This is a genomic window from Chryseobacterium taklimakanense, from assembly GCF_900187185.1.
GTDB lineage: Bacteria > Bacteroidota > Bacteroidia > Flavobacteriales > Weeksellaceae > Planobacterium > Planobacterium taklimakanense.
The window spans coordinates 392,122-411,473 of sequence record NZ_LT906465.1 but is presented as its reverse complement, the minus strand read 5'-3'; the positions used below and the strand labels follow the sequence as shown (position 1 = coordinate 411,473).

Here is a 19,352-nt window from a genome sequence, read left to right as displayed (position 1 = left end):
GGCTATGAAAGAATTGGATTCAATCCTCAAAAGTATTAAAAATAAAGCATTTTTGCCCGTTTATTTCCTGCATGGCGAGGAGCCTTACTACATCGATGTCGCCGTAAAATCTTTTGAAAATGATGTGCTGGAGGAAGACGAAAAAGCCTTCGGGCAAACCGTAACTTACGGAAAGGACACCAATATTGCCGAAATAATTTCTTTGGCGCAGCAGTTTCCGATGTTTGGCAATTATAACCTGATTATCGTAAAAGAAGCCCAGGATTTAAAATTCGGGGAAGATGAATGCAAAATCCTGGAATCTTACATTGAAAATCCGGTTCCCACCACCATTTTGGTATTCGCACACAAGCACAAAAAAGTAGATTCGCGGAAGAAATTTGCTAAAACTCTTCAGAAAAACGGGCAACTTTTCTTAAGCGAACCCGTAAAAGAATGGAACCTTGCCAAATGGATTGCCGATGAATGCTTTGCTCTGGGCATAAAAACTGCGCCCAACATTTCGCATCTTCTTGCCGAATATCTTGGCAACGATTTGTCGAGAATTGCCAACGAACTTTCCAAACTGAAAATGATTTTGAAGGAGGGTGAAATTCTCGACGAAAAACTGGTTGAGATGCACATCGGTATCAGCAAGGATTTCAATGTTTTCGAGCTTCAGAAGGCCCTCGGACAGAAAAACGCCGAAAAAGCTATGAAAATAGCTTACTACATCGGCAAAAACCGCAATAGCACGCCCTTTGTAAAGATGATGGGGAATTTATATTTTTACTTCTCCAACATCATTATTTACCATACAATGCACGGCCAAAGTCAGCAGGCCATCGCCTCAGAATTGGGCATCCTCCCGTTTTTTGTAAAGGATTATGCCGAAGCCGCCCGTTCCTATCCGCTGAAACATGCCACCAAAATCATTTCCATCCTCCGCGAAACGGATTTGAAAAGCAAAGGCCTTGGCGTCAACCAAACCGATGACGGCGAACTGCTGAAAGAAATGGTTTACAAAATCCTGAATATCGATAAAGTAAAAGTTAAACTTTAAAGCGGAAGCAATTAGTAAGGTTCCACAGCCGGTGCAGCAGCGTAATTAGCAAGAATGTATTACCATCACTAAACCATTCAATTACTCAACCACTCAATTACTCAACCACTCAACCACTAAACCACTCAACCACTCAACCACTCAACCACTAAACCACTCAACCACTCAATTACTCAACCACTTATCCACTATATTTTGGGCGCACATTTCCGGCTTTCCGCTCATACTCCTCGTTTCGCCGCTCCACTGCGTTCCGCGGCTGCACTGCGGGGTAACCGCTGCAATCCGGGGCGCATGCAGTCCTAAACTTGCGGTTGGGTTATAAGTACACATACCTTCCTTCTCAGATTACCCAACTTTCTTCGAAAACCCTCATTGACAAAATTCATCACAAAAAAATTCCTCAACCAAAATAAATTCCCGATTTTTGAAGGTCATTTTTCAGAATGAACCTGAAATTTGAAACTCTAACCCCGAAACTAAAATTTTATGGAAAACATACACGACTGCGTCATCGTCGGTTCCGGCCCATCCGGATTTACAGCGGCGATTTATGCTGCAAGAGCAGACCTTAAACCACAGCTTTACACCGGCCTCGAACCGGGCGGGCAACTTACCACCACTACCGAAGTGGATAACTTTCCGGGATATCCTGACGGTGTTACCGGCCCCGAAATGATGATGCAGCTGCAAAAACAGGCCGAGCGTTTCGATACCAAAGTTCACTACGAAATGATTACCAAAGTGGAGTTCAGCAATGAAGCAGGAGGGATCCATAAACTTTGGGCGGGCAACAAGGAAATTCTTGCAAAAACAGTGATTATATCAACCGGCGCCACAGCAAAGTATCTCGGACTGGAGGATGAAAAGAAATACGCCGGCGGCGGCGTTTCAGCCTGCGCAACGTGTGACGGATTTTTTTATAAAGGCAAAGATGTCATCGTAGTAGGAGCGGGAGACACAGCAGCGGAAGAAGCCACTTACCTGGCAAAACTCACCAATAAGGTAACCATGCTGGTTCGCCGTGATGAGTTCCGTGCCTCAAAAGCGATGATCCACCGTGTAAAAAATACGCCAAACATCGAAGTAAAGTTCCACCACGAGCTGATCGGTATCGAAGGGGAAAACGGTTTGGTAGAAAGGGCAGTGGTCATTAATAACCAAACACAGGAAACGTCTAAGATTGACGTTCACGGCATTTTTATTGCGATTGGTCACAAGCCCAATACCGAAATTTTCAAAGATCAGATTAATACGGACGAAAATGGTTATATCGTAACGGTTCCGGGCTCCACCAAAACCAATTTGCCGGGTGTTTTTGCTGCGGGAGATGTTCAGGATCATGTATACAGGCAAGCCATTACTGCTGCCGGGACAGGTTGTATGGCAGCCATGGATGCGGAAAAATATCTGGCAGAATTGCAATAGGAGTGAAGGAGTAATTATGGTGAATGGTAAATTTTTAATTTACAATTTAAAACTTTAACCCCTAAACATCAGAGAATGTCACCTTGGGCCTGCCGAAGGGTTTATCTCGGAAGAACTTACGCTAAAATTGAAACAAATTCTCTACATATTTCTTGGTGGCGGACTGGGGAGCGTCCTGCGCTTCCTCATTTCAAAACATACCCAGAAACTGTGGAATATCAGCAGTTTTCCGGTGGGCACTTTTGTAGTGAATATAATTGGTTGTTTCCTGATCGGATTATTCTCTGCGTATTTTTTTAAAACTGACAGCCAGCTGAAGTTCTTTCTGATTGCAGGTTTTTGTGGCGGCTTTACCACATTTTCTACTTTTTCTGCAGAAAATTATTCGTTATGGCAAAGCGGCAACAGCTTTGTGCTTGTTGCCTATGTACTTTTGAGTGTATTCGTGGGGCTCGCAGCTGTTTTTGTGGGTTCCCATTTAATGAAAAGCTAATTTTTTAACCTGAAAACAAAGGCTTTAAAAGAATTTTGCTAAAATAATTTGCTCAAAATACAAAAGCACCTTATATTTGCACCACTCAAAACGGAAACGTTTTGTTGGAGAGATGGCAGAGTGGTCGATTGCGGCGGTCTTGAAAACCGTTGACTGTAACAGGTCCGGGGGTTCGAATCCCTCTCTCTCCGCAAAAATCCCTGTAAGTGGCTTACTTACAGGGATTTATATTTTGAGGTGCTAAAATAGGTGCTATTATTTTATTTTTAATATTGATTTAATAGTAATGGATTAGATTTTTGGGGTAAGCATTAATTAAGCAGTTACAGAATTACCAATTGATGTATTTCTTTTCCATCAAATATTGACAAATAAATATCTTTTCTACCTAAAATTAGCATTAATAAGAATTTTTCATCAAATACGTTTTCATTATATTGCTCACGAATCATTTTTATATCTTGGGACGAAGGAGTTGGATAATCTTCTGGATGTGAATGCCACTCTCCTAAGTATATAATTTTTCCTTTACTATTTACAAATTCATAATCTATAAATATTTTTGCAGACCTTTTATCTCTTACAAATCCATAACGATTACTTTTATCAAAAGGAGTTGGAATACTTATTCTTAAAATTTCAATTCTGTCGTGAAAAATAGAACCCATTAAAACTCCACCAGCTTCTAATTTTTTACCTGTCTGTTTGAAGTTGTTTAATCCGTCTATTACTGTTTGAGATATGGATATTCTTATATTATTATATTCGAAAATCATATTAAATGTTTAGTTATTTCAAAGCTTTTTAGATTGTCATTAACTTCAATATTTATCGTTTTAGCAAAATCCAAATCTCCTGTCCAAGAAACAACTAAACTTTTATTTTTGCTACTCTGAATTATTTTAAATATCTCTGGATAAATTGCCGAAATGAACAACTCTAAGTGACTAGACGAGTAGGGAGAAAATACACTCTGACATCCAATTTCTTTTTGTATGAATAAATCTCTTCTATTTTCGTACTCAGAATTTTTGATAATAGAATGTTTAAATTTATGATTATCAGTATATAAACTATCGGCATCAAATAAATTATCAGGGGACATATAAATAAAGTGTCCTCCTAAAAGAAATGGTTCTAACCAAATTCTGAAAATAGGTTTCTTAATATTTCCATTCCTTAGTTCTTCCAATAATTCTAATTCCAAATTTGTTTCGCCAGTGCATAGAAATATGAAATCTTGTCCATTATAAATTTCCGAATTATGTTTAAAAATATCTATAAATGAACTTCTTAAAATATCAATATTTTGTGAAGGATTTTTATTAGTTAGAAACTTTGCAATACAGTCTGTTTTATATGAATTTACATCGTGAAATCCTAATAATTGTCTTCCAATATTTGTAACCTCTAATGCATCATAATCAATTAAAGTAAAGTTTGGAAAATTAATGGAATTTAGACGGCTAACCAAATAACTACCAACACTCCCAAGTCCGGCAATTAAAAATTTATGCTTTCGAATTACTTGTAACTCACCGGCAGTTCTATTATTCAATCTTTCCTCACTAACATCTTCTACATTAAATTTTCTAATAATTTCTTTGTGTTCCGGAAAGTTGTTTGAGAACGCAATAAGAAAATCGTTCAATTTATTCGGCCTAAATCCTTTAATATCTTTTTTGTTAAAACTTTTGTAAAGCCAGCCGGATAGAATTTTCTTATTTTTAATTGTTTTTGAAAATAATACTATTTTTTGGGAATCATTTTTATTAAAATAAGCTTTAAATTCAGCCTGTTTATCCTGAGGTAACAATTCTAAGCTTTCTTTGTAGGTGTACTCGTAAGGTGGATATTTTATTTTAGGAATTTCTTGTAAATAGAATAATTCCACTTCTTGATAAGAAATATTATTATTTTCTAAATATTGCTTATAATCTGAAATTAGATTTTCACTGCTGTTGAATATTATATAATTTACTATTTTACCATTTTCATAAACCAAAGCATTTAGAAAATTTTTATCAGTAGGGTATTCATTGATGATATAAAAGAAAGCTCGTTTTAAAATGATCTTGTTCTCTGCTACCCAATATGCAGTAAATTCGTTTTCAAATTCATCTAAATTTTCTTTTTTTATTCCTTTAATCAAAGTTTCTACTGTTCTATCAATAGTTTCAGTGATAATTCCTGTTGGGTTATTTTTGTTAGTAGTTACATAATTGTCAAATAAGCAAATATCAAGGGTTTTTATCGTCAAATGTGGTATTATGCCTACATTTTTGAGATTATTCTTATCTACAAAAACTTTAGGAACTTTATTTGGGAAATCTGACGTGAAACCGATATATAAAACTAAATCTTCAACCAGCCATTTATAATTTTCTTCATCATACAATCCAGTTTCAACTTTCCAAATTTCAACAAAATTATTACCCTTTAAAAATTCAATTTCTGAACTTAAAGGGTAAGATAATTTGTAGTCTCTGTTGAGTGTTAAAAATTGAGAACTACATTCTTTTATTAATTCATCATATTTCAAATTATGCACTTTCAGCATTTTTATTTATAATAGCAGGACTGCTAAAAGATTTAGCTTCATTTGATTCATTTTCTTCTTTAATATTTGAGCAAGAAAACCTTTCACCCAAGTGTTTTTGCCATTTTTTACAAGCTTCTTTTTGACTAGAATGATTTACAGCCTCATTTGCAGATTCTATAAATTTTGACAATCTATCTAAAAAATGAGTTTTATCATAATCTTTTAAAAGCTCTTCATCCTTCTTGGTTGTTGGTCTATAACAAACATAGTTAATATCTAGTTCATTTTTAATTTTTTGTAAAGTCTCTTGCAATGAAATATCATCTCTATCATTTTTTACATAATTATTAGACACTAGAATTGTCAAAATTATTCCAGGTGGTAGAGTTATATCTGAATCTTGCATTTGCTTATCCCTCCATGCTTTAAAATATCTTACAATTCTCCTTAACTGTTCATCTGCCAAATCGTTAAACCATGTTAAAAATTCAATTGGGTCACTTTCTATATAGCCACTTTTTTGAGCTAGTTCTGGAATAACATCTTTTTTATCTTTCTCTTCAAAATATATTGGTAAATCAATATTATGTCCATCAGCATAATTCACTCTAATACAAGAAGCTTTCTTTTCAGCGCCTTTTGAAGTGTGGCATTTTACCGCATCATAAATCCAATTCCTATAAATTTTAGATTCTTTTTTATTCTCTAGCTTATCTATGAAATAAATGCCATCATCTAAATCATAAGGGCGTAGCGTTATGGTATCCCCATCTTCATTCTCAGTAATTATTGGAATGGGATTTACAGTAGTAAACATCATAAATGAACCCTGTGCATGAAAACCTGGCTTGGTTTCATTGGGGAGATTATCGTTAAAATACTTTTCTATTTTTTTTCTTAAAGCGTCTCTATTTTCTCTTAATTCTTCTTTTTTAGTGTCGTTTAATTTGATTGCATCATTAAAAGCAATAAATTGTTCATGATTATTAGCCATTTTATTATATTTTTTTTACGTATATATTCCCATTTCTTGAAGCAACCCTTTGCGAAAAATATTCACCTTGTAAAGATTTTTCTTCTTTATCGTACTTCAGAGTATTAAAACCTGTTGCTTTTGGCACCTCATTATTTATAGTAACACCACCATTTTCATAAGCAAAATGTAAATATGTTAAATTGGCTATTTCTTGCAATAGCTCGACATAACTTTCTGAGTAGGTAGTTTGTTTTTCTTTTTCGTCATCCTTTTCATAATAAAATTTTGAAGATATTTTAATTTTTGAGGGAGTTTGATAAATATTCATTTCACACACCTTTTCTCCGGCATTTTCTGTTCCCTTTGAGTCAATAAATACAAAATTAATTTTACCTTTATACTTTCCACCAATATAAGGTACTTTCATAAAGTACTTCCAAATTGGGGGGCATAAATGAAGCCATTTTTCCATTGTTAAAAATATAAGGCTAATCAATAATGTAATAGAAGGTAGTGATATAAAAGATAAGTTATGTTTTATTAAAAAGCCTTCTACTATTGGAATATTTGAGCTAATCCCAACAACTAAAATCACTAAAAATGAAATTAGCGTTTCTGTTTTGTAATATCTTAAAGAGAAATCCATAATAAAAGTCTTAATTAGAATTTTTTTATTTCGACTCAGTTTCTATTCAACCTCCTGTTCGACAATTTCTTCCAAATCCTATCTGCCTTCTCAACCTCATTTTGGGAAAAACCATAATTGTCTATCAAGATTTTTTTGTTTGTGATTTCGAGTATTGTTTCAATACTTTCATTTGCACGAATCATGGTATCTATTGTATCAATTAGTTCTTCATTTGATTTATGATATGGCAGGAAAATATTTTCTACTTCGCTCGGCATCAGCTCTAAAACACCACCGCCATGACTTCTTCCAGAAATTTCTGCAAAGGCAAACGATAACGAATTGTAATAACTCGCAATAAAAGCACTTAGATTTACATTTTTCTTGATATTTACACGATGCATCGTATCGGTCGTATAAGCATTGGCTCGATTAATTATGAGTTTTGGATACAGGTGATTTCTCCTGATGAATAACGCATCAGAAATCTTAAGCGAAGGGATGATTTGCCATTCGTCACGGATTCCACATTTATATCCTTGATTAATCCCTTGTTCCACACCATAATCCAAATAATCTCTTGCGCCAAGTGAACCATTAAGTTCACTCATTTTCGGAAAGGTTAGTAAATGTGTTCGAGCTTGGCTGTCTCTGTTTTTTTTCCAATCTTCTTCAGTGAAAATTAAACTTGGAACTTGAACGCTTCTTCCCACTAACGGTTTTGCATATTTTTCCAAACTGTAGAATTGGACAGTTGAAAGCGGAACGGTAAAAAATGGATTGGATCCGGTTGTAATACCAACTTCAACATCCGCGTATTTTCCTAATTTCGGGACAGTTTTTAATTCTTGAAGGTTTTCTAAAAAATCTATCTCCTCCTGCTCCAGGAAATAAAAAGTCCATTTATTCGATTTGAAATCAATCGTTTTTTGAGGGTTCTTAAGTTTTGAAATATCCAAATCTCTTAATCCATCGGCATCTCTAAGTTCAAGATGTTCAATTTTATGTGAATTTGTGTCATCTTTTTCACATAGAAGTAAAACTACTTCTTGTTGAATTTCAGGAAACACTAATTTTTCAAAGGAGACAATATTGATTTTATTGTAGAAGTGTGCTAAAAACTCTCTTAATTGTTGTGCGTACGACACCTGCAAAACTTCTGCAGGCAAAACAAAAGCAATTTTTCCTTTGTCTTTTAACAATTGACTAGAACCAACAACAAATGAAACCCAAGCATTTGTAAGTTTTGAATATTTGAGTTTTGATTTTTTGAATATTCGTTCTGCAAGAATTTGTTGTTCTTTGCTGAAATACTGGTATCGAATGTATGGAGGATTACCGATAATCAAATCAAATTTATCCTGAGTTGTCAAACAATAATTATGAAAATCATCGTTTATCAAAACTGAATTTTCTAAACCAATTTCTGCTGCTTTCTCATACTCAACCTGGTCAAATTCAATGGCTGTAACTGAATTAAAAGGAATCTGTTTTTCTTTCATTATGCGCAGAAAAACACCATCACCACAACTAGGTTCAAGTATATCAAAATTTTTATTGCCGTTAATGGCCCATCTCAACATAAAATCAGCGATGTCTTTCGGTGTGTAAAAACCTCCACGTAGTTTTTCTTTACTTGCTTCATTAATCAGTACCATAACTTTCATTTATTTTAGGGATGAGATTGTCGTCTTCGCCCAGATTATACAATTGTTTTAATAATTGATTCAATTCACTTTTCTGTTGTGAAAACTGTCTTTTTAATGGGACTAAACGTCTATTGTTATTTAGTGAATTGTCAATATTCTCCTGCAAGTCAATTAAACTCTGCTGAGCAGCAGCAATTCGATCATGAAGAATGTGCTCATCATTGTTTCTGAAATCTATCTTTCTTATCGGAAGTTTTTTAATAACTTTTGTTCCTCTTGCGATGAAGCCACCTCTGAACACTTCGCCATAAAGAGATGCAAACCATTCCGAATATTTAGAGTTCAATAGTGCCTGTATGTAATAGATTGAATAAGGACTGTTTTCAGGCAGCGTAATCATGCAATATCCTGCGGTTCCACCAGACGAAATAAATGTATGGCTTGTATCTATTGCGTATTTATCTCCTTGTGACAAGACACCAACGACCAGTTTTGCAGGAACATCACACTTTTCTAAACTTTGGTGTCTTCCGTAACGATACCATTCATCGGGTGTTTCAGGAATAGGCTTAATATCTCTCTTTTCCAGTGCTGATTTATAGTTGCCCAAGAATCTGAGAGTTTGCGGATAATTTTGCTGTAATACATTAATGTCCACGAATCTTATTGAACCATTATCATTGATATAAGGGTAGATAACAAATGAATTTGGTTTTAGTTTTCTGTAGGTATTTAGATTGTCGGTTCCGTTTGATGTTTTGAAATAAGGTCTGGTTAAATCTTTTTCAACGCTCCACTCAACATTATCATGATTAAAATAAAAATAATTTTCATCTTCTCTTGTTGCAACTTGAACGTAAATATCATTTTTACTAGTTTGTATTCCATTAAAAATATTGTCGTTCCCAATTAAATCGGCAAGTTCTATACTTTGATAGGAAATGCTTCTGAACGTTTGCTTTAAATGATTCGGTATTAATACCCACGAATCTTCATTTAAAGCGGAAAATTCAACATCATCGTAGTTTACATTGTAATTTCTGACTTTCCAATTGCCTAAATTTTCAACTTCATGATAAAGCAGAGAATTGAGGTGATTCTTTTTCAAAATCAGTAAGCAAGTATAAGTTGTTTTGTCTTTGAAGACTTGATTTGCACCGAAAGAGATAATTTTTTCTACAGCTTTTCTTTCCGAAAGATAGCCACGCAAATTCTTTCCGGCTCCTACTTTAGCAAATTTACTTGGAATGATAAATCCAAGAATTCCGTTATCATTTAATAATTCAAATCCTTTTTCAATAAAAAGAAAATACTTGTCAAATTGCATATATGCAGACTGAAACAATTTTTTGTATAAAGGATGCTCCAATGGAGTAAATCGCTTTATATGTTCAGTTGCCATGTAAGGCGGATTTCCTACAATAACATCAAATTTGATTTCACCAAAATTAAATGGGTTTATTGATTCATGATTTTCATTATTGGTTTGTGAGGGTTCTACCAAGCTATTTCCATAATGAATATTATTATCTAAACTTGGTAGGGCAGGGTGAGAAATGCTCTCGTTATTTTCATCTTCCAAAAGCTTTAGAAGCAATCCAAATTTGCACGCTTCAACAGCATTAAAATCTTTATCAATACCAAAAATACATTGTAAAAGAATCTGTTTTTTGGTTTCAAACTTTAGCTTGTAATTGTTTATCCCGGTCTGAATGAGTTGTGCCTGATTGTGCTCAATAAAATAGTCAACCAAAATATCTTGCAACAACTGGTATGTTTCGAGTAGGAATGCTCCAGAACCACAAGCGATATCAGCAAATTTTGAATTTAGAATCTCATCAGCTGTTTTTCCAACACAATATTGCTTGACGGTTTCACCAAGTATATCTCGCACAATAAAAGTAGGAGTCGTTACAACATCCCGGTCTTCAATTTCAGGTTTCTTTTTTAAGACAACGTGGCTATTTTCAATTTTTAATTGTTCACCAAGAAAAATCTCATATATTTGACCTAAAATATCAGAAGAAAATACTGCAAACGAATACGAACTAGCCGGAAAGTAAAGCTGCTTAATAATTCGCCAAAACACCGAGCTGTCATCTGAAATAATTTCATTGCTTAGTGGTTGAGAGAATAGCCCTGCATTATATTTTAAATCAGCCAACCTGAATTTTTCAATTAATGCATTAAAATTTTCACTTTCTGCTAATGCAAGAAGTGTTTTATAAACTTCTAGATTTCGATCTTCACAAACTCGTAGAAAAACAATACTATTGATATAACTTTGAACAATATCGTTCAGTTGAAACTCGTCAATTTCAGGATTTCGCGTTAGAATTTCGCTTCCCAGTAATAAACGCCATTCATTAATCTGTTCTAAAAATAGATTATCAATGTTATACCTTTGGATTTGAATTTCAATGTCATCCCAATTTTCGTCGAAATTCCCTGAATACACTGATTCTTTACCAATCAGAGACTTTATTTCTTCAAATTTCTCGACATAGTCTAAATAATGATATAATTTTACTCTTCGTTTCGTAACAATATCATCATTCTTTACAGGTTCAGAACAATCATAAATTGCTAAATATTCAAAGTTTGTAAGTACAGAAATTTTCAATTTTGCAGTAAACCCATATCGTCTAACTTGCTTTGCTGGCTGTGGATCATTTTCAATTTTCACAAAAGGTTTTTTGGCTTCAACAAAAAATTTTCTATCCGCAAAAAGCCTAAAAGTGTAGTCCGGTTTCTTGGTATTTTCATTAACATCCCCCCTCAAACCCTCTTCAACTAAAACTTCTCTCTCATTAGTTGGTTTGCCTTGTGCGTTTGTAATGTCCCAACCCAGCAAAGTAAAGAAAGGATCTAAGAAATCCGTTCTGAGTTGGGTTTCATTATAAGAAGGAGAGGTAAAACGCTCACGCTCAGTTTCAAATCTTCTTATTAAATCTTTTAAAATTGTCATTCGAAACTAAGTTTTCCTTGTTGATAATTCTTACTTCTGTAATATTTTATTTTTTCTTCTGCAACTTTTAGAATTTCAGAGGTGTTTTCCTCAGAAATTAAAGATTCAACGACATTATCACTTAACAGACTAAGTGTTAAATCGTGTTCAGATACTGCTAAAATTTCTGCTAAAGCGGGTATCATATCTTTATTTGCTGAACGCTCACCACGTTCTATTTTACTCAAAGTAGAAGTATCTATATCAATATGAGCTGCAACCTTTCTCAAAGGTAATCCCGCATTTTCCCTGTATTCACGGATAAGTTCTCCAAATGATTTTTTCATTTTTCTAAAATATTATTTCTTGAAAATATTTTCAGGACAAATCTTGTCCAAATATACACTTTTATTCTATAATCTCACCTGCTTTCATAGCCTTTCTTAAATTTTATAAACTCTTTTCCTTCTTTCGGATAAGAATCCATCCATTTGTTCATCATTTCCGTATTGTGCTGTAGTTGTTCATAATCTTGAATTTTGTAAATAGATTTTCCATCATTTTTGATTTCGTCCAAGATTTCCTGCCGAATTTCCGTTCTGGTGCGAATGCTTTCTGAATACCATTGTTTTGTTAAAAAAGAAACAACAATGATTGTCAATAACGAAAGACCCGTCATAATTAAAGCGAAAAATTCGCGAAGTGTTTTCTTTTGAAGCAACTCTTTTAAGCTATCGATAGATTCCTGAGTCTCTGGAGAGTTAACAAGTGTAATACTATTTGGAAGTGTATTGACAGATTTCTGTATAACTGTTGCCATTCCTTTCATTTGTGCACATAAATCTTTTAGAAATCCGTTGGTCTCAGTTTGTTGTCTTACATAAAGCTTAGTTTGTGAAATATTTTCATTGTTTGATTCAATTACCTTTCTCAATAATTCAAATCCATCATTTTGTGGGGTATTTTGATTTTCCATTTTATCTTAATTTGCGTTTTTTCTTTTTTAATAATTCATCGTCGGGTGCTGCGGTGTAGGTAGGCTTCATAAATTCTTCGATCATATTTTCAATCTGTTTTAGAGCAGAAGGCGATTTCTTCGATTCGACATTTTGAAAATCACCGTCTGCATTCGGACTGAAACTCCGTGACTTCTCAAAGTTTTCCGCAAGTTTCAGTTTAATGTCCTTTATCTTGAGTTTGTTTGTGATTTCTGAAAGTTTGTATCCTGGCTTATATTCGCGTTCAGTTTGATGATTGATGTCTGCAAACTTCACAATCCGCATTCCTGAAATTCCAGCTTTAACGTTCTGAGAAAGCGTTTCACGGTAACCAAGTCTTTTCATATTCTCAAGTAATTCTTCAAAATTTTTTGATTTTTGAAGACAAAAATTCAATGCTTTAAACATCTGCTGTTTCTTCTCTTTCCCGATTTCTATATCCGTTTTAAGATTAAATTCATTGCAGACTTCCCGAACAGCTTTTCCAAAGTTTTCACCAACCTTGTGCGCTTTGATGGTATTGATTCCGTCTGTATTTACTCTGTTCACGATGAAATGAATATGTTTTTGCTTCGTAGAAGAATGAATATCCAATGCCATCTGATTGTCCTCTGTCACGCCGATTTTTTTCAGCGCTTTTAATGCGATTTCGGTCAGTTGCTGATTGGTGAGTTTGTCTCCAATGGATTTCTCTGGAGAAATATATCCGGTCAAAGCCCAGTTCTTGACATTTTTGTTTCGGTCGGCTACGGCTTTCATTTCCTTGAATTGAAGTGCTGGATCTCGGCTCATCAGGTTATTCTGATATACCCGTTCCGCAGTTCCTTTATCATTGCCATTGTATTCAATAGCTACTTTTGTAATTCGCCGGCATGTTGCACTATTATTCATCGTTATTCCTTTGGCTGTCAATTTTTTCGTACAGATAATCTCTAATCAATTTTGTTACTGTTTCGATTTGTTCCATAATTTCTTTCTTGTTTTCAAACTCTAAAAATTCCCGGTTCCTTAGCAGGTTACTGATACGGATAAAGTGATTTCCGTATTCCAATAGCGTTTGATCTATCTTAAATTCATTAATTTTCAACTCTTTTTCAGTCAATACCATTCTTATATATTCGGAAAGTTTCAGATTGTTCTTACCAGCCTTTGCAGTTAATATCTCGAACTCTTTCCGCGAAAATCGAAGTGAGAATTTCTTGGTTAAATGTTTAGAAGTTTTTTTATTTTGCCCACCTTTTCTGCCGATATTCTGAAAGTATTTTCGCCTTTTTTCGTTTGCAACTTGAATCTTTTTTTGTTCCGAAATTTGCTGAACAAAATCTGTTAAAAAATCATTTTTCATTTTTTGTGGTTTTGATTATACTAATAAAATTATTGTGTTATTTATTTCTATTTTATTTGTTCTCAAAATGTTTTTGACGATAGGAGAAAACCAAAAAGTCTCAATTTCTGGTCGCTTTGCGCAAGACATTGGGTACTTTTTGCACACGCTATCTGCCGATTTTACGTGCACTGATTTTATGCAGGTCTTCATCGTTCCTACATATAGTTCTTTTACTCATGTCTGCACTCTTTAAAAACTCATTCAGGTCTTTATGATTCGGGTAAAGAATGCGGCAGTCTTCGGCTTCGGGAAATCTTCTGTTTATTATTTTGGTGACTGCATTTCCGGTTCGGTCGTTGTCTAAATAAAGTTCAATATTGGAGTACGTTTTAAGCAAATCTGTCGCCCGGTTGATCATCGAAACAGAGTTTAGAATCAGATAATCTGATGGTGATTTTTCAAGATGCTGTTCCAAAATTTTGAAAGAAAGATAATCGGTGAAGCCTTCAAAAATTCTCAAAGTATTGGCGTTATTTTCAATGGTGGTGATGTCTTTTTTACCAAGGCAGATTTTGATGTGAGGGTTTCGGATTTCATAGCCTCCGGAATCATTTTTGAAACCAATTCCAAAGTAATTTCGTCCGTTGAGTTCGTAATGAATTTCCTCCAATTCTGAAATTTGAGATTCGAGTTTTCTGTTTTTCAGGTATTGAATCAGTGCAGGATGTTCCACAGCTCTTACTTCAAGAATCTGATAATTGGATTTTGGAGAATGATTCACGTTTTTTTCAAATCTTTGTATAGGTTGAGAATAATCGAACCTTTCCAGATATTCCAGCGCTTCGGAAACGCTGCACCGTTGGATGGCTTGAACAATGGAGACATTGTCATATTTCTTTCCGGTCCCGAAATCAAACGCTGTGTTTTTGTTATAATCGACCGACAGGCTTGGCGTTCTTTCCTCTCGGTCAAGGGCAAAGTAAAACGCAGTTCTGTGGTTTTCTTTGCTTGGGAAAAGAGAAAAACTTTCAAAGATTTCTCGGATACTGATGTTGTCGTTAGCTTGCTGACAGTTCATAATGTTATTCTTTTTATTGTTATTTAAAATGTTAAATCCTTCTTAGGTGTTTAATGAAAATAAGTTGTGAGTTTATCCTGGAATAGGTTTTGTTGAATTGTTGAGAAAAACAAATAAATTTCTGATTGATAAACATTTACCAACTCAACAAACTCTCAACAATTCAACAAACTGTGATTTTTTCGCTCAACAAAAGCTCAACAAAATACTAGGGTTTAAAGTTTGTTGAGGACTTTGTTGAATAAGTAAGTGGCTGATTTTCTTTTTAATAAGCAATCAGTTCAACAAATCAACATATTTTTCAAGAATGAAATTCTTGGAGATGTTAAAATATCTTCCAACCGAACTGTTTTGGCAGAAATTTCCGGAGTAATCTATATCGTAACGAATGTAAGCCAATCCATTCTTCTGAGGCTCCAATTTCCATTTGTTTTTCAGAATGTTTCTTACCTCATTTCTCGTGTAATAAGTCTGCTTGAACATCCTATTAATCATATTGAGGATATCTTGTGGTACGACATTTATTTCCTTGTCTTCGTTAGACTCAAAGAACTCATAAAGCAGTTCTACCATTTTGCTTTCCAGCCTGTTTCCGTTTTTAAAAACAAGTTTTTGCAAGGCCTTCGTTTTGATGTCAGAGGAATCAAACCACATTCTAGATTTCTTTGGTGAGAAAAAAGGTCTATCAATCAAGTATTTTAAGAATAATGGAATTTCATTTTTAAGATTTTCTAAAAATTCGGTATTTTCCGATATAATGGGGTTGATTTTAATTACCCAAAATCGAATCTCATTTTCATCAATCTGAATGAAATTATCCTCGTTATTGGAGCAAAGAATGAATTTTCCAAAAAAATCTATTTCCTCTCTGTCTTTTCCTTTATTCTCTAATTTATCTTTATTTGTTGTGGAAAGGTATTTAAGTCTTTCTGTGATTTCCTTTCTGTCAAAAAACACTTCATCAATGGCAATAAGCAACATAGAAGCCCAATCCGAATTAAACTGACTGTTGAAAGAGTCTCCTTTGATATAGGTCATATTAAGACCAAAAATTTCTTTAAGCCATTTTAGAAAAGTCGTTTTTCCAGTTGCCCGTTCTTTGCTAACCAAGCAAAGTATTGGTAGTATCTGTGTAGGTCTTTCTAACAATATTTTTAAATAGTCTAAGCCTAAGTCTATTTGTTTTCCAAAAATATGCTGTAGAAAAGAGATGGAGCAGGAAATTTCATCAATGCTGACTTTTGAAAGAGTGGGTTGAACTGGAATTTCTTTATACATGTTGTAGAAATTACCAATCGTCTTCTTATAACCTAAGTGATTGGGAATACAGCAGAATCCATCATATTTTGGTATATCATAAATGTATTTCTTTCCATGATCCTGGATAATGATTTCTCTTGACCATTTAGCAAGAGTCACAGTAGAATCCCCTGAAATTTGTGGGCGCTCTATTAATTTGTAATAAGTTGTGCCAATTCTGATATATGGAACAATTTCTTTCATAGCGTTATCTTTTATATTTTAAAGATTTTACGCTGTGTAACGCGTCCATTAAGTCCTGATGGTTAATTCGATAAAACCTTCCGATTTTTTCTGCTTGAATGTTTCCTTTTAAGACATGCGACCTTACGGTTTGATAATCTAGTTTAAGAATTTCTGCAGCTTCCTTAAAAGAATAGAATTTTTTCTGCAGTTCTAGTTCTGGCTCCTTTTGAATGGAGTATAGAAGTTGCTTGACCTCGCCAAGTTCCTCAAGTATTGTTTGAAATGGATTTGCAGTTTGCATAAAATGTGTTTTAAAAATTTTATGCAATACTAATGATGGGTTTGTATGAAATTTGATGAATCCAGTGGATTTTATGTGGATTCTTTACTTCTTCATAAAGTCAATAAATAATTATCTATAAACAAATTGGCGTTTTTAAAAGCATCGGAATCATTCTGATTCATTTTATTTGTTGCCCATTTTATTTCTGTATTTGTAAAAACTGTTTCAGATATTTCTTTTCCGAAGCATTCTTTAAAGATTTTGTTCATATCTTTTTTGTTGGCAAACTGAATAATGTTTTTTGACTTCATTAAAATTAGAATAATCACTAAATCTGTCTTGTAACGAAAGTTTAATTCAAGATTAGTTTTTCTTGAATCATAAACAATATCGTATTCTTTTAATTTTGAAAAATCAATTTTGTCAAATAACTCTTTATTAATAAACATATTTCTTAGTTCATTTGATAAAGAAAGGATTCCGTCGTAAGTTAGCAGATATGAGGAGCTTATGTCCTCAGATTCATTGTAATTATCCTCAGATTTTTTAGGTTCATTTTCTTCACTAATACGGTCTTCCAAAAGCAAGGGATCAAGAATAAGTCTTTTTGGTTCAATATTTAGATGATTAATAGCGTAATAATGAATTATGATTTTACATAGTAATACATCATGGCAATTTTTATAAAAATCATATTCAATATCAAGTCTGTTTTTGAGTGAAATTCGAGGTGATAAATTTTTATATACCTCCGATATTGTCCAGTCAATTTTACTTTTGAAATCTAATGATGTTATTTTCTCTGCCCGTTCAAAATAATATCTGAAACTACTGTAATTATTATAAAGTCTATCTTTAGCTGTTTCAAAATCAATAAAAGAAATTCCTTTTTCAATCTTGTTATTTGCTTCATAATACACCCTTCTAACTACTTCATAACTATGTTTTTTAAAGCCTCCTTTCCATGAAAATATTTTATATCCTGTGTATAGAAAGAAAGCAGCAAAATCTTTCCAAATTTCATAATTAACGGGGTATTCTTTGTCTAAATTGTAAAATTCAATTTGTTTTGCCATTACTTAAAAACTTCGTTCATATAATTTACTTTATCTTCCTCGCTTGGTCTATAATATGCGTTAAACACCTCCAAACTTGTATGACCGGTATATGACATTATAACCTTGTCCGGAACACGATTATTTTTCATTATTGTTATAAAACTTCTTCGTGCAGTATGACTTGAAATTCTTTTCCAAAATTCAGTTTCTTTTTCAACAAGTTCATCACCATACTTCATCGTTTTTTTTATTTCATCGGTAAACTCCAATTCCTTAAAAACCTCCTTGATATATTCATTCATCTTTTGGTTTGTTATACTTGGTAATTTATATTCATATTTTTCAAGAATAGACTTTGAAATCTTATTCAAAGGAATTGATAAATTTTTAGATTTACTTTTGAGATCAATAACTCTAATAAAATCACCTTGAATATCATTTTTTGAAATGGAAGAATAGTTTCCGAACCGCATTCCTGTGGTACAACCAAAAACAAATAAGTCCCTAACTTTCTCCAATTTCTTATTCTTGCTGAAATCGTGATTGTATATGGCTTCAACCTGTTCCATATTCAATGCAATTTCATCAGTTCTGAATTTTGGAGGTTTTTTGAAATTAATAAAACTGTTATTGTAAGTGTATTTCTTGTTTAATGCCCAATAAAGGAATGTTTTTAATAAACCAACATTTCGGTGTACTGTATTGGCTGAGTGGTCTTTGGTTTCAATACAGTATTTTAAAAACTTGTTATAAACCTTTTCATCAAAATTTCCCAGGCTCAATTTAATCTTATTATTATCTTGAAAATCTTCGAGCAATTTTTTATTATACTCATATCTGTTTTTTGTTGATTTTGAAATGGAATTTCCAGTATAATCGTTTTCTTTTTCTTCAATAAATTCATCATAAATTCTGAAAAAATCATCTTTTACTTTTGTCTTCTTAAATTCTTCATCAAACCTTTGTCTGATTTTATCCACCGTTAATTCTTCATTGATGTTTTTATAGCGATTTACAATCTCTGTGAAGTGATTGCTATAACGGTCTAGTTGTTTTTTAATACTTCTATGATTCTCGGCTCTTTTGGTTCTGCCATTAAGATCGTTAGGCAATCTGTTTTTGAAATCCCATTCAGCTGGCAGAATCTTTTCACCAGTAGAGTAGATGAAATTTTTCTTTTCATTATCAAAATATGTCCTAAAATAAATAAGTGATTCTTTATCAGACTTTGGTTCTTTAAGCTTAAAGGTGAAATTCATAGGTGCTAAAATAGGTGCTAATACTTCTATATTTAGACATATAAAAAACATATATCTACTTATGCAAATATATGTAATTAGTTGAATAATAGAATAATTATATAAAACTATTTATGTTGATTATATTAAAGTTCATTTCCCTCTCTCTCCGCAAATAAG

The 19,352-nt window shown here is 33.3% G+C and carries 19 protein-coding genes and 1 tRNA gene; 4 read left to right on the top strand and 16 right to left on the bottom strand.

The annotated features are described in order from the left end of the window. Positions 1-4 precede the first annotated feature (4 nt). Positions 5-1,042, top strand: coding sequence for a DNA polymerase III subunit delta (holA, locus tag CKV81_RS02030; protein WP_095069920.1), 1,038 nt, complete (start codon positions 5-7; stop codon positions 1,040-1,042). A 165-nt stretch (positions 1,043-1,207) separates the two neighbouring features. Here the strand turns inward: holA and CKV81_RS13275 are convergent, their stop codons facing one another. Beyond that, on the bottom strand, positions 1,208-1,375 hold the full coding sequence (locus CKV81_RS13275) for a hypothetical protein (RefSeq protein ID WP_157727345.1): 168 nt from the start codon (positions 1,373-1,375) through the stop codon (positions 1,208-1,210). 156 nt (positions 1,376-1,531) lie between these two features. Here CKV81_RS13275 and trxB point away from each other — a divergent pair, with 156 nt between their 5' ends. The 3 genes from trxB to CKV81_RS02015 all read left to right on the top strand — a co-directional run bounded on the left by trxB (position 1,532) and on the right by CKV81_RS02015 (position 3,154). Further along, a complete protein-coding gene (gene trxB / locus CKV81_RS02025; protein ID WP_095069918.1) occupies positions 1,532-2,470 on the top strand; it encodes a thioredoxin-disulfide reductase in 939 nt (312 codons plus the stop codon). A gap of 127 nt (positions 2,471-2,597) precedes the next feature. Beyond that, a complete protein-coding gene (crcB, locus tag CKV81_RS02020) occupies positions 2,598-2,963 on the top strand; it encodes a fluoride efflux transporter CrcB (RefSeq protein ID WP_095069916.1) in 366 nt (121 codons plus the stop codon). A 106-nt stretch (positions 2,964-3,069) separates the two neighbouring features. Beyond that, positions 3,070-3,154, top strand: a tRNA-Ser gene (locus CKV81_RS02015). A gap of 132 nt (positions 3,155-3,286) precedes the next feature. On the opposite strand, the gene CKV81_RS02010 is transcribed toward CKV81_RS02015, so the two are convergent. The 15 genes from CKV81_RS02010 to CKV81_RS01940 all read right to left on the bottom strand — a co-directional run bounded on the left by CKV81_RS02010 (position 3,287) and on the right by CKV81_RS01940 (position 19,193). Continuing rightward, the gene (locus CKV81_RS02010) at positions 3,287-3,739 is read right to left on the bottom strand and encodes a Mov34/MPN/PAD-1 family protein (protein ID WP_095069914.1); all 453 of its coding nucleotides are present in this window, start codon (positions 3,737-3,739) and stop codon (positions 3,287-3,289) included. Then, positions 3,736-5,523 (bottom strand): ThiF family adenylyltransferase, encoded by a 1,788-nt coding sequence (locus CKV81_RS02005; protein WP_095069912.1) that lies wholly within the window; start codon positions 5,521-5,523, stop codon positions 3,736-3,738. The genes CKV81_RS02010 and CKV81_RS02005 overlap by 4 nt, the downstream gene beginning before the upstream one ends. Then, positions 5,507-6,499: a CBASS cGAMP synthase gene (locus CKV81_RS02000; RefSeq protein ID WP_095069908.1), complete on the bottom strand. Its 993-nt coding sequence runs from the start codon at positions 6,497-6,499 to the stop codon at positions 5,507-5,509. Before CKV81_RS02000 ends, CKV81_RS02005 begins: the two co-directional genes overlap by 17 nt. A gap of 4 nt (positions 6,500-6,503) precedes the next feature. Then, entirely contained in the window at positions 6,504-7,127 is a 624-nt protein-coding gene (locus CKV81_RS01995; protein WP_157727344.1) for a hypothetical protein, read from the bottom strand. A 35-nt stretch (positions 7,128-7,162) separates the two neighbouring features. After that, positions 7,163-8,776, bottom strand: a complete 1,614-nt coding sequence (locus tag CKV81_RS01990) for a class I SAM-dependent methyltransferase (RefSeq protein WP_258454462.1) — start codon at positions 8,774-8,776, stop codon at positions 7,163-7,165. After that, the gene (locus CKV81_RS01985; protein WP_095069900.1) at positions 8,754-11,726 is read right to left on the bottom strand and encodes an Eco57I restriction-modification methylase domain-containing protein; all 2,973 of its coding nucleotides are present in this window, start codon (positions 11,724-11,726) and stop codon (positions 8,754-8,756) included. The genes CKV81_RS01990 and CKV81_RS01985 overlap by 23 nt, the downstream gene beginning before the upstream one ends. Then, positions 11,723-12,052, bottom strand: a complete 330-nt coding sequence (locus CKV81_RS01980) for a helix-turn-helix domain-containing protein (RefSeq protein WP_095069896.1) — start codon at positions 12,050-12,052, stop codon at positions 11,723-11,725. Before CKV81_RS01980 ends, CKV81_RS01985 begins: the two co-directional genes overlap by 4 nt. 74 nt (positions 12,053-12,126) lie before the next feature. Beyond that, positions 12,127-12,681, bottom strand: a complete 555-nt coding sequence (locus CKV81_RS01975) for a hypothetical protein (protein WP_095069891.1) — start codon at positions 12,679-12,681, stop codon at positions 12,127-12,129. A 1-nt stretch (position 12,682) separates the two neighbouring features. After that, positions 12,683-13,594: a relaxase/mobilization nuclease domain-containing protein gene (locus CKV81_RS01970; protein ID WP_095069888.1), complete on the bottom strand. Its 912-nt coding sequence runs from the start codon at positions 13,592-13,594 to the stop codon at positions 12,683-12,685. Continuing rightward, positions 13,587-14,048: a plasmid mobilization protein gene (locus CKV81_RS01965; RefSeq protein WP_095069886.1), complete on the bottom strand. Its 462-nt coding sequence runs from the start codon at positions 14,046-14,048 to the stop codon at positions 13,587-13,589. Before CKV81_RS01965 ends, CKV81_RS01970 begins: the two co-directional genes overlap by 8 nt. A 148-nt stretch (positions 14,049-14,196) precedes the next feature. Next, positions 14,197-15,108 (bottom strand): toprim domain-containing protein, encoded by a 912-nt coding sequence (locus CKV81_RS01960; protein WP_095069884.1) that lies wholly within the window; start codon positions 15,106-15,108, stop codon positions 14,197-14,199. Positions 15,109-15,384: 276 nt separating this feature from the next. Continuing rightward, complete coding sequence (locus CKV81_RS01955; RefSeq protein WP_095069882.1) at positions 15,385-16,611, bottom strand: primase-helicase family protein; 1,227 nt, start codon at positions 16,609-16,611, stop codon at positions 15,385-15,387. Between the two features lie 4 nt (positions 16,612-16,615). Then, complete coding sequence (locus CKV81_RS01950; RefSeq protein ID WP_095069880.1) at positions 16,616-16,894, bottom strand: helix-turn-helix domain-containing protein; 279 nt, start codon at positions 16,892-16,894, stop codon at positions 16,616-16,618. Positions 16,895-16,986: 92 nt separating this feature from the next. Further along, positions 16,987-17,952, bottom strand: coding sequence for a hypothetical protein (locus tag CKV81_RS01945; RefSeq protein WP_095069878.1), 966 nt, complete (start codon positions 17,950-17,952; stop codon positions 16,987-16,989). Further along, on the bottom strand, positions 17,952-19,193 hold the full coding sequence (locus tag CKV81_RS01940; RefSeq protein ID WP_095069876.1) for a tyrosine-type recombinase/integrase: 1,242 nt from the start codon (positions 19,191-19,193) through the stop codon (positions 17,952-17,954). Before CKV81_RS01940 ends, CKV81_RS01945 begins: the two co-directional genes overlap by 1 nt. Positions 19,194-19,352 lie beyond the last annotated feature (159 nt).